This is a genomic window from Stenotrophomonas sp. YJH_SMC_101-4 (assembly GCF_059370395.1).
Genome location: NZ_JCAFTP010000002.1, coordinates 459668 through 473072, shown reverse-complemented (window position 1 = coordinate 473072; position 13405 = coordinate 459668). Strand labels below are relative to the sequence as shown.

Annotated in this window: 11 protein-coding genes; 6 read left to right on the top strand and 5 right to left on the bottom strand. The window is 66.9% G+C overall.

Annotated elements, in window-relative coordinates; all coding sequences use genetic code 11:
- Positions 1-8: 8 nt before the first annotated feature.
- Positions 9-626: an HD-GYP domain-containing protein gene (locus AC5P8D_RS08390; RefSeq protein ID WP_495203234.1), complete on the top strand. Its 618-nt coding sequence runs from the start codon at positions 9-11 to the stop codon at positions 624-626.
- Between the two features lie 199 nt (positions 627-825).
- On the opposite strand, the gene AC5P8D_RS08385 is transcribed toward AC5P8D_RS08390, so the two are convergent.
- The gene (locus tag AC5P8D_RS08385) at positions 826-2919 is read right to left on the bottom strand and encodes a M13 family metallopeptidase (RefSeq protein ID WP_414614612.1); all 2094 of its coding nucleotides are present in this window, start codon (positions 2917-2919) and stop codon (positions 826-828) included.
- Positions 2920-3056: 137 nt separating this feature from the next.
- On the opposite strand from AC5P8D_RS08385, the gene AC5P8D_RS08380 reads away from it, so the two are divergent.
- The gene (locus AC5P8D_RS08380) at positions 3057-3518 is read left to right on the top strand and encodes a hypothetical protein (RefSeq protein WP_191863955.1); all 462 of its coding nucleotides are present in this window, start codon (positions 3057-3059) and stop codon (positions 3516-3518) included.
- A 110-nt stretch (positions 3519-3628) separates the two neighbouring features.
- Here AC5P8D_RS08380 and gpmA read toward each other — a convergent pair whose 3' ends face one another.
- A complete protein-coding gene (gene gpmA / locus AC5P8D_RS08375; RefSeq protein WP_004150217.1) occupies positions 3629-4378 on the bottom strand; it encodes a 2,3-diphosphoglycerate-dependent phosphoglycerate mutase in 750 nt (249 codons plus the stop codon).
- A gap of 94 nt (positions 4379-4472) precedes the next feature.
- On the opposite strand from gpmA, the gene nfi reads away from it, so the two are divergent.
- A complete protein-coding gene (gene nfi, locus AC5P8D_RS08370) occupies positions 4473-5147 on the top strand; it encodes a deoxyribonuclease V (RefSeq protein WP_019337588.1) in 675 nt (224 codons plus the stop codon).
- 38 nt (positions 5148-5185) lie between these two features.
- On the opposite strand, the gene AC5P8D_RS08365 is transcribed toward nfi, so the two are convergent.
- Together AC5P8D_RS08365 and AC5P8D_RS08360 are read right to left on the bottom strand one after the other, a co-directional pair.
- Positions 5186-6166: a cation diffusion facilitator family transporter gene (locus AC5P8D_RS08365; RefSeq protein ID WP_171954045.1), complete on the bottom strand. Its 981-nt coding sequence runs from the start codon at positions 6164-6166 to the stop codon at positions 5186-5188.
- Positions 6167-6308: 142 nt separating this feature from the next.
- A complete protein-coding gene (locus tag AC5P8D_RS08360) occupies positions 6309-8558 on the bottom strand; it encodes a FepA family TonB-dependent siderophore receptor (RefSeq protein WP_171954044.1) in 2250 nt (749 codons plus the stop codon).
- A 286-nt stretch (positions 8559-8844) separates the two neighbouring features.
- Here AC5P8D_RS08360 and AC5P8D_RS08355 point away from each other — a divergent pair, with 286 nt between their 5' ends.
- Positions 8845-10260 (top strand): GGDEF domain-containing protein, encoded by a 1416-nt coding sequence (locus AC5P8D_RS08355; protein ID WP_329921664.1) that lies wholly within the window; start codon positions 8845-8847, stop codon positions 10258-10260.
- A gap of 107 nt (positions 10261-10367) precedes the next feature.
- On the opposite strand, the gene AC5P8D_RS08350 is transcribed toward AC5P8D_RS08355, so the two are convergent.
- The gene (locus AC5P8D_RS08350) at positions 10368-11585 is read right to left on the bottom strand and encodes an MFS transporter (protein ID WP_159359926.1); all 1218 of its coding nucleotides are present in this window, start codon (positions 11583-11585) and stop codon (positions 10368-10370) included.
- Positions 11586-11663: 78 nt separating this feature from the next.
- On the opposite strand from AC5P8D_RS08350, the gene AC5P8D_RS08345 reads away from it, so the two are divergent.
- Positions 11664-12113 carry a winged helix-turn-helix transcriptional regulator gene (locus tag AC5P8D_RS08345; protein ID WP_164191035.1) on the top strand — a complete coding sequence of 150 codons (450 nt, stop codon included), beginning with the start codon at positions 11664-11666 and terminating at the stop codon, positions 12111-12113.
- Positions 12114-12186: 73 nt separating this feature from the next.
- Positions 12187-13314 carry a metallophosphoesterase gene (locus AC5P8D_RS08340; RefSeq protein WP_495203233.1) on the top strand — a complete coding sequence of 376 codons (1128 nt, stop codon included), beginning with the start codon at positions 12187-12189 and terminating at the stop codon, positions 13312-13314.
- Positions 13315-13405: the final 91 nt, after the last annotated feature.

The following is a 13405-nucleotide window of genomic DNA, read 5'->3' as shown; positions in this document are numbered from 1 at the left end:
GCGGGCGGATGACCATGTTCCCTGACGCCGTACCCGCCCCCGACCTGCTGCACGCGCAGGCCTGCCTGATCGATGCCCTCTCGATGTCGCTGCAGATGCGCGACGCCTACACCCGCCACCACTGCGACCGCGTTGGCCTGCTCGCGCAGCGCCTGGCCACGCACTGCGATCTCGACGACGATGCCTGTGCGCAGATCGGCCTGGCCGCGCGCTTCCACGACGTCGGCAAGATCGGCATTCCCGACGATGTGCTCCTGGCACCGCGCCGGCATACCGATGAGGAGCGCGCGATCATGCGCGAGCATCCGGTACACGGCGAACACATCTTCCTGGCCACCGGCCGCAGCGACGCCGCACCGGTCGCACGACTGATCCGCGCCCATCACGAGGCGTTTGATGGCAGCGGCTACCCCGACGGCCTGCGTGGCGAGAGCATTCCGCTGGGCTCACGTATCGTCACCGTTGTCGATGCCTACGATGCAATGACCAGCGTGCGCCCGTATCGCGATGCGATGGAGCATGAAACCGCATTGCGGATCATCGAAGCGCAGTCCGGCGGGCTGGTGGATCCCTACGTGCTGCAGCGCTTCCATCGCATGCTGGCGCGGGAACCCGAGCTGGCCTGAGATCTTCCCGACGGTGAGACGACCCGCCGGTAGAGTCGACTGTTAGTCGACTGCTCTTCGTCCAGACCGCGAAAATCCCGCGCTGCGCGCGATAGTCGACTAACAGTCGACTCTACCAGCCGCCGCTGCGCTGCCGGCCTGGAAGACAAAAGGCCCGGCGTTCGCCGGGCCTTTCGCTCCACGCATCACGGGTGATCGATTACCAGATCACCACGCGCTTGTCGTCGGCACGCACCATTGCATCGCCGGCCTTGCACTGGAAGGCGGCCGCGAACGAAGGCATGTTCGACGGTGCACCGTTGGCACGGAAGTTGGCCGGCGCATGCGGATCGGTGTTGAGGCGGACGCGCAGCTCACCATCGGTGAAATTGCGGCGCCACACCGTGGCCCAGTTCATGAAGAAGCGCTGGTCCTGGCTGTGGCCATCGACCTCGACATTCGCCTTCGGGTCTTCCTTCAGCGCCATCTGCAGCGCGTCATAGGCCACGGTCAGGCCGCCCAGGTCGCCGATGTTCTCGCCCAGGGTCAGCTTGCCCTTCACGAACACGCCCGGCACCGACTCATAGCCATCGAACTGTGCGACCAGCTGGTCGGTACGCTCGGTGAAGGCCTTGCGGTCGGCGTCGGTCCACCAGTTGTCGAAGTTGCCGTTGGCGGCGAACTGGCTGCCCGAGTCGTCGTAGCCGTGCATCATCTCGTGGCCGATGACCGCACCGATGCCGCCGTAGTTCAGTGCCGGATCGGCCTTGGCGTCGAAGAACGGCGCCTGCAGGATCGCCGCCGGGAACACGATCTCGTTCTTGGTGGCGTTGTAGTACGCGTTGACGGTCTGCGGGGTCATGCCCCACTCGGTCTTGTCCACCGGCTTGCCGATCTTGTCCAGCATGTAGCGGTAGTTGAACGCACGCGCCGCCTGCATGTTGCCCAGGTAGCTGTCGCCGTTGGTCTGCAGGCCCGCCCAGTCACGCCACTTGTCCGGGTAGCCGATCTTCGGGGTGAAGCTGGCCCACTTCTCCAGTGCCTTCTTCCTGGTTTCTTCGCCCATCCACGGCAGCTGTTCCAGGCGCGCCTTCAGCGCCTGTGACAGGTTTTCCACCAGGTGCTGCATGGCCACCTTCGACTCGGCCGGGAACACGGCGTCGACGTACAGCTGGCCCAGGGCCTCACCCATGCCACCGTTGACCGACTCCAGCACGCGCTTCCAGCGCGGCTGCATTTCCTTCTGGCCACGCAGGGTGGTGCCGTAGAAATCGAAGTTGGCCTTCTCGAACTGGCTGCTCAGGTACGGCGAGGCATCGTCGATGGTGTGGAAGCGCAGGTAGGCCTGCCAGGTACTGGCCGGCACATCGGCGAGCATCTTGTCCATTTCACCGAAGAAGCCCGGCTGCGCCAGCGAGAACTTCTGTGCGGCTGGCACCTTCAGGGTGTCGAACAGCGCGGTCCAGCTGAAGTTGGGGGTCAGCTTGTCGGCGTCTGCGGCGCTGAGCGGGTTGTAGCGCTTGGCCGGGTCACGCATTTCGATGCGCGACATCGAGGCCTTGGCCAGGCGGGTTTCGAAGGCCATCACGGCCTTGGCCTGCTCGGCGGCCTGCGCCGCGTCCACGCCGGACAGGGTCAGCACCTGTGCGATGTAGGCCACGTAGGCGTCGCGGATCTTGGCCTGCGCATCGTCGAAGTAGTAGCCCTTCTCCGGCAGGCCCAGGCCGCCCTGGCCGACGTAGGCGATGACGTTGGCCGAATCCTTGTAGTCGGCATTGGCGAACAGCGAGAACAGCACGCCCTTGCCCTCGGCCTGGCTGTCGCGCAGGTACTGGGTGATGGCAGCGGTGTCGTTCAGTGCAGTGATCTTGTCCAGCTGCGGCTGCAGCGGCGCCAGGCCGGCGGCTTCGATCTTGGCTTCGTCGTTGCCGGTCTTCCAGATATCACCGATCTTGGCTTCCACCGAACCGGCCTTGGCCTGGCTGGCGGCGGCCTGCTGGACCAGCGCGTGCTGCACTTCCAGCGAGCGCTCGCGCAGGATCTCGAAGCTGCCCCAGGTGGTCTGGTCACCCGGCACCGGGTTGGCCTTCAGCCACTTGCTGTTGACGAAGCCATTGAGGTCGGTACAGGCCGAGATGGCCGGATCCAGGTCGGCGCTGTTGAGCGAGATCAGCGGCGTCTTGATCTGCGACAGGTCGAAGGCCGGCTTGGCGTCGGCACTGGCCGCCGGAGCGGTTTCGTTCTTGCCACAGGCGGCCAGCGAGGCAGCGATGGCGATGGTCAGGCCCAGCGGGACCAGGTTGCGGACGTTCATGTGGCTCTCCTGCGGGTAATTTCACAGGGTAGCCGGGGGAGCGGGGTTGGGGACCGGCCAAAGGTCACGAGCCCACGGCGCAGCTCCCGCCGCGCGCCGGTATGCTCTGGCCTCTGCGATCACTGGACCTCAAGACCATGGACGAACCCGCGCTGCTGCTGGCCCTCGACACCTGTGAGTTTCTGTTCCTGACTGAGATTGGCGAGCCGGAAGCGAATCGTCTGCGTCTGGTCGTCGAGGAAGGCCAGGTGGTCGGAAAGCCCTCCCGCGTGGAGCTCGGTCATGGACGTTCAATCGATGGTGTGCGTGCAATAGAGGTGGTGCCCCACTCGCAGCGGTTTGAACTGATCTGGGACCACTACATCAGCTACGCCGTGCACAACGAGTCCTACCAGAGCTGGGACGACTCCGAAGCCTGGAGCGGCAACCTGTTCCGCCGCTACAGCCGTTCGAAGTTCCTCGATTATCTGGACCGTGCCACCTTTGCCGATGTCAGTTACCCGGGCCCATTCACGCACTTTCAGGTGATATGCCAGGACCACGTCATCGACATTGCTGCATTGCAGCCGCCGAAGGTGCGCCTGCTGAGTCATTCATAGCGGACAGATGCAGCCACCCATGGGGTGGCTCTACCGGGTGTGCGGCAACAGCAGTCGAGCATAGCTCGACTCTACAAAAAGCGAAGGCCGGCTTGCGCCGGCCTTCTGCCTTACTTCGCCTTGCCCTGGTTGGCCACGGCTTCGGCGGCCTTGCGCGCCGCTTCCGGGTCGCCCAGGTAGCGGAACGACTTCACCGTCAGATCGTCGTTCAGTTCGAACAGCAGCGGGATGCCGGTCGGGATGTTCAGCTCGAGGATTTCCTCGCGCGAGACATTGTTGAGGTACTTGTACAGCGCGCGCAGCGAGTTGCCGTGGGCGGTGACCAGCACGGTCTTGCCGTCCTTCAGCTGCGGCGCAATGGCGTCGTGCCAGTACGGCAGCACGCGGTCCAGGGTCGTGGCCAGCGATTCGGTGCCCGGCAGCGCGTTGCGGTCCAGGCCGGCGTAGCGGCGGTCGTGGATCGGGTGGCCCGGATCTTCCAGGTCCATGGCCGGCGGCGGGATGTCGTACGAACGACGCCACACCTTGACCTGGTCTTCGCCGTGCTTGGCAGCAGTCTCTGCCTTGTCCAGGCCCTGCAGGCCGCCGTAGTGGCGCTCATTGAGCCGCCAGGACTTGTTCACCGGCAGCCAGTCCTGCTCCAGCTCGGCCAGCGCACCCTGCAGGGTGTGGATGGCGCGCTTGAGCACGGAAGTGTGGGCGACGTCGAACTGCAGGCCTTCCTCGCGCATCAGGCGACCGGCGGCGGCCGCTTCCCGGCGCCCCTGTTCGGTCAGGTCGACATCGACCCAGCCGGTGAAGCGGTTGTCCAGGTTCCACTGGCTCTGGCCATGGCGCAACAGTACGAGTTTACGGGTCACTGCAGGGTCTCCAACGCGAGGAAAGGCAGGCCGCCATTGTAGCCCCGGGCGCCACTCACCGGGCCGTGGCGCCGCGCATGCGATGCTGCGGCCAATGAATACGGTGATCGATCCCGGACGCTGGGAAGGCAGCGTCGCCGCCGCTCGCGCGCAACAACTGCAGCTGGCCGGCCGCGTGGAGCGCCAGGACCGCCTGCCACGCAACGTGCGCTGGCTGGCCGGGCTGGATGTCGGCTTCGAGGACAACGGCGCCATCACCCGCGCCGCGGCGGTGCTGCTGGACGCGAAGACGCTGCAGCCCGTGGCGCAGGAGATCGCGCGGATTCCTACGGTGATGCCCTATATCCCCGGTCTGCTCAGCTTCCGCGAGCTGCCGGCGCTGCTGGCCGCGCTGGCGCTGCTGCCGCGCACGCCGGACCTGGCGTTCGTCGATGGCCACGGCATCAGCCATCCGCGCCGGCTGGGCGTGGCCGCGCATCTGGGCGTGGTCACCGACCTGCCGAGCATCGGTGTCGCAAAGTCGAAGCTGGTGGGCCGGTTCGTCGAGCCGGGCGCCGAGGCCGGTGCACATACGCCGCTGCTGGAGGGCGATGAACAATTGGGCTGGGTGCTGCGCAGCAAGGTGCGCTGCAAGCCGCTGTTCGTGGCCGGTGGCCATCGGGTCAGTGCCGATACCGCGCTGACCTGGGTGCAGCGTACCCTGCGCGGTTACCGGCTGCCGGAGCCGACCCGGCTGGCGGATCGGCTCGCCTCGCGACGGGACGAATAGCTGCGCCGGGCATCTCCCGGCACGCGCGTCACCTTCGATCAGCGATGCACGTGACCGCGATGGCCCTGCGCGTCCTCGCCGTGGTCATGGCCCTCATGGCCCTCGTGCTCGCCGCCCTTGGCCGGCACCGGCTCACCACAGGCTTCGCCGCAGTGGTCCGATTCGATCTGCAGTGTCACGTGCTCGATGCCGAAGTCATCGTGCAGGCGCCCGCCCAGTTCACGGCGCAGCGCATCGGCATCGGTGCCGTCGCGCATCACGATGTGCGCGGTGAGCGCTGGGGTGCTGGAAGCAAGCGCCCACACGTGCAGGTCATGCACATCCAGTACCGCAGCGTGGCCGGACAGGCTGTCACGTACCCTGGCCACGTCCATGCCCTTGGGCACGCCTTCCAGCAGCACGTTGATCGCCTCACGCATCAACACATAGGTGCGCGGCAGCACCCACAGGCCGATCAGCACCGCCAGGATGGGATCGATCGGCTTCCAGCCGGTCCACTTGATCAACAGCGCACCCGCAATCACCGCCACCGAGCCAAGCATGTCCGCCCACACTTCCAGGTAGGCGCCCTTCACGTTGAGGCTCTCGCCGCTGCCGGCCTGCAGCAGGCGCATCGAGATCAGGTTGATGACCAGGCCCGCCGCGGCGATCACCAGCATGCCCGACGAGGCAATCTCCTGCGGCTCGCGGAAACGCCCAATGGCCTCCCACAGGATGTACCCGGCGACCACGAACAGCATCGCACCGTTGATCATCGCGCCCAGCGCTTCCAGGCGCGCATAGCCGTAGGTGCGGCGCGCGTCGGGCGGGCGACGGCTCAGCCGTACCGCGACCAGCGCGATCATCAGCGCCAGCGCATCGGTGGCCATGTGCGCCGCGTCGGACAGCAGCGCCAGGCTGTTGGTCCAGAACGCGCCCACCACCTCGACGACGAGGAAGGTGGAGGTCAGGCCGAGCGCCCACCACAAGGGTTTCTCGTGGCGGATCTCGGATGGCAGGTGATCGTGGTCGTGGCCCATGGCAACAGCTCCTTTGCGATGCGGTGCAGGCTACGCCGTGCTGGCGGGGGAGACTATTACGATGTTTATAACATTGCAGGCGTACCGGTCCGGAGCCGCCAGGCATGCCTGGCGAGCCCCGTGGAACGACGCCGGCCTGGGGTCAGAACCCGAAGCGCAGGCTGGCCCAGTACGCGCGACCCGGCTCGTTGTAGGTCGCCGCACCGGCATCGCTGCTGTTGGCCTCGCGGAACAGGCGCTTGTCGGCCAGGTTGTTGACGCCAAAGCCGAAGCTGACCGTCTCGGTCACCTTGTAGCGCGCGCTCACGCCCCAGATGTTGTACGCACCGCGATCCTGCAGTGCGATCGACGGGTCGCAGGTGCCGGTGCAGCGCGGGTCGTTGTTGATGTTGGTGGTGGCCGGTTCCTGCTTGCCGTAGAACGTGCCGGTCAGCAGCAGCGACAGCTTGTCGGTGGCCTGCCAGTCCAGCATGGTGTTGATGGTGTACTTCGGGATCACCGACAGCGGCTGGCGCGTGGTCTTGTTCTCGTTCTCGACCATGTAGGTGAAGTTGTTGCTCCACTTCAGGCGGCTGCCCTGCTCGCCCAGCAGCGGGATCACCAGGTTGCCTTCAAGCCCCTGCACGATCGCCTTGGGTGCGTTCTCCCAGCGGAAGATGCGGCCCTTGGTGTCGGCGGTCAGCCCGATCTGGGTGTAGCCGGCCTGGATCTTGTCCTTGTAGTCGTTGTGGAAGTAGGTCAACGACGCCTGCCAGCCGCTCTGCGGTGCCCACTCGATGCCCAGTTCCTTGTTCAGGCTGGTTTCCGCCTTCAGGTCCGCGTTGCCGCGCATGTAGCAGCCGGCGCCCAGGCTCGGCAGTGCATTCGGGCAGCCATTGCCACGGGTGTAATACAGATAGTCCGGATTCGACTGGTACAGGTTCGGTGCCTTGAATGCACGGGCGATACCCCCCTTCACCACCCAGTCGCTGTTGATGCGGAACTGCGCATTGAGGCTGGGGCTGGTGTTGTTGCCGAACTGGCTGTGGTGATCGAAGCGCAGGCCCGGGGTGACGATCCAGCGCTCACCCAGGTAGATGTTGTCTTCGACGAATACGGCGGTGGTCTGCGCATCGGACTTGCCGCGCGCGCGATCGGCCGACAGCCCCGGAATGCCGCCGCCGCTGCTGCTGGACTGGCTCATCGAGTACGGGTCGGTCAGGCGGCTGTCCAGGTATTCAAAGCCCAGCGTCCAGATGTTCTCGGCGCCGCCCAGCGTGGTCGGGAAGCTCACTTCGCCGTCCAGTTGGTAGTTGCGCAGGCGCGAGGTCGACCAGTCGGTGCCGTTGAAGCTGCCCTCCGGGCCACCGGCCAGGCCTTCGTTGATGCGCGAGTTGTTCACCGCCTCCACTGCCGCCGTTACCCGCGAGGTCACATCACCCCAGCGGCCGCGATGGGTGATCGCGCCGGTGTTGCGGTACATGCGGTTGGTCTCGGCCTGCTGCTCGGCCAAGGCCCCCAGATCGATCGGTGTCGAGGTGCCGGTGGTGCTGACCGCGCGGTCACCTGCATAGATGTTGCCCTGGCGGCTGGTGCCGGCTTCGAACTCGACCACCTGGTTGGCGGTCACGTCCCAGCGCAGCAGCGCGTTGATGTCGCGGTTCTTGACGCCCTCGCGGCCGGCCGGCGGCACCGCGTTCGGATTGGTCGCGAAGTCACGGTTGAGTTCCAGCGAATCGGCGTCGGTCTTGTTGAGATTGCCGTACAGGCGGAACGACAGGGTGTCGGTCATCGGCCCACTCAGCTGCAGGCCGACGCGCTCGCTGCCGCCTTCGGCGCTGTGCTCGGGCACCAGGCCATACAGGTCGACCGCACCGGTCAGGTCACCGGTCGGGCGCTTGGTGATGATGTTGACCACGCCGCCAGAAGCACCCGAGCCATAGCGTGCCGCTGCCGGTCCGCGCAGCACTTCGATGCGCTCGATCATTTCCGCTGGCACCCAGTTGGTGTCACCGCGGGTATTACGCTCGCCGCTACGCCCCATGCGCACAGCATCGCGTGCGCCGACGCGCTTGCCATCGACCAGGATCAGGGTGTTTTCCGGGCCCATGCCGCGCAGATCGATCTGGCGGTTGTTGCCGTACTGGCCCGAGGCACTGTTGCCGGTCAGGTTGACGCCGGGCATGGTGCGCAGCAGTTCGGCGATGTCGTTGGCCGGCGGGCGCCGGGCGATGTCCTCGGCGGTGATGGTCGAGGTACCCAGTGCCTGGCGCGCGATCTGCGAGGCGGTGACGTGCACCGTGTCGATATCGGTGGCGTCGGTTTCGGCCTGGGCGGTCAGGGCGCTGCCCGCCAGCAGGGCGGCAACGGCAAGCGCCAGCGGGCGCGGCGAAAGGACAACGGCAGGAGACATGATCAGGACCTTCTGGCAGGGCTACGGGGCCTCTGGCAAAGGGCTTGAGGCAACGACGAGGGGGGAGGCGGAAAGGGCTGCAGGCACCTGCAGCCCGTTCCGTGCGCGCATTCTCCCACCAATGCGAGTGATTCTCAAATGCGTTCACTCATTGCCGCAGCGGCGCCGATGTGGTTTGCGCACCGTGCAACCCTGCACCGCGCGTAAACTGGCCGGCCAACCTGCCATCAACCGTACGCCGCCGCGGCCGATACCCGTGGTTTGCCGTACGCAGTCAGAGATCGACGTGGAACCACCCCAACTGGACGATGCCAGCCAGCCGCTGGCCGAGGCCTGGCAGCATTGCCTGCTGCAGGCCGGCCCTGCCGCCACCGCGCTGCTCGGGGCCGCTGCCACCGATGCCCCACCCGCGCTGGCCCAGCGCTTTTACGAAGTGCTGCTGCAGGACGGGCGTGCACGCCGCTTCCTGTCCCACGACCAGGTCAAGCAGCGCCTGCAGCCGGCCATGCAGCGCTGGCTGGTGCAACTGCTGACCACCGACGCCTCCGGCATCGCCACCACCGTCGCCTCGCAGCGGGTGATCGGCGACGTACACGCGCGGGTCGGCATCCCGGTCGACCTGGTCACCCGCGGTGCGCGCGTGCTCAAGCACGAGCTGTTCGTGCGCCTGCGCGACGACGCGCCCGACAGCGCGACCGCGTTCGCCGCCATCGACTGCCTCAGCGCGATCATGGACATCGCCATGGAAGGCATGACCCTGGCCTACACCCATGCGCGCGAGCGCTCCACCCGTGCCGACGCCGCCTACCGGCTGTTCTCGCTGGTACAGAACGTCGGTACGGAACGCGAGCGTCAACGCGCACTGCTGCTGGACTGGGAGAACGCCCTGCTCTACGCACTCGCCGGTCATGTGCAGGCCAGCGACAACGCCAGCCTGGCCACCTCGGAGTTCGGCCTGTGGTTCACCCACAAGGGCATCCCCAGCTTCGGCGAAAGCAGCGAAACGCAGCAGGTGGGCCAGTTGATGGCCCGCATTGACGGCCACCTGCAGCGCGCGAGCGGCGATGCCCCGGCACAGCGACTGGCGGTGCTGCCGGCCATACGCGAGGACCTGGCCGCCATCCGCACCCTGATGACACTGCTGTTCGAGCGCATCGGCGAACTGGATGCCGGCAGCGATGCCCTGACCAATCTGCTCAACCGCCGCTTCCTGCCCACCGTGCTGCGCCGGGAAATCGAGCTGGCCACGCGCAACCGCACACCGTTCTCGCTGCTGCTGCTCGACCTGGATCATTTCAAGGCAATCAACGACGGCCATGGCCACGATGCCGGCGACCGCGCGTTGCAGCATGTGGCCGGCCTGCTCGGCCAGCTCACGCGTGGCAGCGACTACCTGTTCCGCTATGGCGGCGAAGAATTCGTGGTGGTGCTGGTGGCCGCCAGCGAATCGCAGGCGACCGTGATCGCCGAGAGCCTGCGCCGGCAGATCGCACAGTCGCCGGTAGCGCTGGCCAATGGCCAGGTGCTGGAACTGAGCGCCAGCATCGGCGTGGCCGGTCACGATGGTCATCCGGATTACGAGCGGCTGATGGCACGTGCCGACGCCGCGATGTACGAGGCCAAGCGCAGCGGCCGCAACCGCGTGGTGGTGGCCAGCGAGGCATTGCAGGAGGCCCCCGGGCGGCGCGCGCTGCAGCGGTAACGCTGCGCGGCAGGCAACCCATGTGTAGAGTCGACTGCCAGTCGACTATCACGCGCAGCGCGGGCTTTTCGCGCTCCGCGGCAAGAGCAGTTGACCAACGGTCGACGCTACCGACAGCCGACGCCACCGACACCAGCGCCAGCCGCTGCTTTCACCGCCACCACCCGCCATGCTGCCCACCACAGCAGCGCCAGCAACGCGATGCCTGCCCCCAGCAGGCACACGGCAGGCCAGCCATGCCGCACCTGCATCCAGGGCCCCGCCGCCGCTCCTGCACCACTGCCCACCGCATAGAACAGCATGTACAACGCCACCAGGCGCCCATGCTGTTCTGCCGGTGCACGCAGCAGCAATGCCTGGTTCGAGACATGTAGTGCCTGGCCGCCGAGGTCGAGCACGATCACACCCAGCAGCAGCAAGGACAGCGACTGCGGCAGGCCCAGCAGCGGCCACCACGCGACCAGCATCAACAACAGCGCACCGAGGCTGACCCGATGTGCGAAACCGCAGTCCATCCAGTGCCCGACCCGCGCCGCCATCAACGCACCGACCACGCCGGCCAGGCCGAGCGCGCCGATGGCTGCGGTCGACCAGTGCAGCGGCGGGGCCGACAGCGGCAAGGGTGCCGCCGCCCAGAACACGTTGAGCCCGGCAAACAGCAGCAGCGCAAGCGGACCGCGCTCGCGCAGCGTTCGATCTTCGCGCAACATGTCCAGCATCGAGCCCAGCAGCTCATGCCAGCGTGGAGGGACCGACGGCACCGGTACTGCGGGCAAGCGCTGCCACAGCAGCGCCGCCAATGCCGCCATCACCACCGCGGACAGCAGGTAGACCATCTGCCAGCCAAAGGCCGCCGCCACCGTACCCGACACCACGCGCGCCAGCAGCAGGCCGATGAACACTCCGCCCTGCACCACGCCAACCATGCGACCGCGCTGCTCGGGCGGTGCCAACGTGGCGGTGTAGGCGATCAGGCCCTGGGTCAGCGCCGTGCCCAGCAATCCGGCCAGCAGCATGCCAGACAACAGCCAGCTCGCCGTGCGCGACGCCGCCAGCCACAACAGGGCCAGCACCAGTGCGATCAGCTGCAGCCGCAGCAGGCGTCGCCGGTCACCGCGGTCCGCCAGCGGCAGCAGGCCAAGCAACGCCAGCACGCTGCCGGCCTGGGTGGCAGCCAGCACCGCGCCGGCCACGGCCCGGTCCAGTGCAAAGGCGCGTGCAAGCTGATCCAGCAGCGGTTGCGCGTAGTAGACATTGGCAACGCTGGCGCCGGCGGCAACCGCAAGCAGGACCAGCAGCGGGCGGGGAAGAGATGCGGCACTCATCTTGTAGTTGCAATTTGAAACCAGATGCAGGCTATCGCCATTGGTTTTAAACTGCAACCACATTCGGAGGTACCCAGCATGCACGCCGACAGTCCCTGTCCTGTAGCCCGCAGTGCCGACCTGCTCGGTGACCGCTGGGCATTGCTGGTGATCCGCGACGCGTTCGACGGCATCACCCGCTTCGGTGATTTCCAGCGCAGCCTCGGCGCGGCGCGCAACATCCTCAGCGACCGCCTGCGCCGGCTGGTCGAGGCCGGCATCCTGCAGCTGCGGCCGGCCTCCGATGGATCGGTCTACCAGGAGTACGTGCTCACCGTCGCCGGCCAGGAACTGTTCCCGCTGCTGGTCGCGCTGCGCCAGTGGGGAGAGCGCCATCGCTTCGGTATGGGGGAAGCCCATTCACAGCTGATCGAATTGGCGACGCGGCGGCCGCTGCCCTACATGCAGCCGCGCGGGCGCGACGGCCAGCCGCTTCAGCCCGCCGCCACCCGCGTACGCAAACTCAAGGACGACGGGCGCGACACCTGACCCGCCCATTCGCGCACACCGACGAACGCCCGCGCCGGTTAGCATCGGTTTTTTCCGCCGCTGGATGCCCCCGATGTCGCGCGATCGCCCTTCCCTGCTGACCGCCCTGCTGTTACCCCTGCTGGCCTGCGTCACAGCAACCACGCAGGCCCGCGAGGTTGCCGCGCCCGCCGACCACGTGCAGGCCGATGGCCCCTATGTGTTCCGCCAGGGCAACCAGCTGCAGGCCAGATGGATCTGCGACGACAAGGTCGAGTCGCACACGCTTGCCACGCAGGCCTCAGGCACCGACATCGCACCGCGTTGCGGCTACGAACACAGCGTGCACGTGGCTGCACCCAATGCACCTTCGATCTCCGTGTTGCCGGCCGTGCCGCGCATCGTTGCGCTGTCCGACATCCACGGCCAGTACGGGTTGCTGGTGCGCCTGCTGCGCGCCAATAAGGTGATCGACGCACAGGACCGCTGGGCGCTGGGCAAGGACACCCTGGTCATCGCCGGCGATGTGTTCGACCGTGGCCCACAGGTGACCGAAGCGTTCTGGCTGCTGTATGGCCTGCAGCAACAGGCGGCTGCCGCCGGTGGCGCGGTGCACTTCGTGCTTGGCAACCACGAGACCATGGTGCTGTACGACGACCTGCGCTACGTCAACCCGAAGTACCTGCGCAGTGCCCAGCTGCTGGGGCGCAGCTACCCGCAGCTGTATGGCGCCGACTCGGTGATCGGCCAGTGGCTGCGCACCCGCCCGGTGCTGCTGAAGATCGGCGACACCCTGTTCCTGCACGGCGGAATTTCGCCCGAAGCAGTACAGCTGGCGCTGGACCCGGCGCGCACCAATGCGGCCTACCAGGCCTCGCTCGGCCTGCCCAAGGCCGAAGTGAAGGCCGACCCGGCCACCGCACCGCTGTATGACGGCAAGACCAGCCCGATCTGGTACCGCGGCTACTTCGATGGCCGCCTCGACACCGCAGGAGTGCAGAAGGTGCTCGACCGCCTGCAGCTCGCGCGCATCGTGGTCGGCCACACTTCGATGCCGCACGTCAGCAGCTTCCATGGCGACCGCGTGATCGCCATCGACAGCAGCATCAAGAACGGCGAGAACGGCGAACTGCTGTTCATCGAAGATGGCAAACTCAGCCGTGGCCTGCTGGACGGTTCGCGGGTGCCGCTGGCGCAGGGCGAGCCGGGCGTGCAGGACTGAATGGACGGAAAGCGCGACCGTGACCGACGGCGCCGGCGCGCTCCACCTTCACCCGGTTTGCGGCTACCCTCGGCAGCCGAGAGAGGCCCCC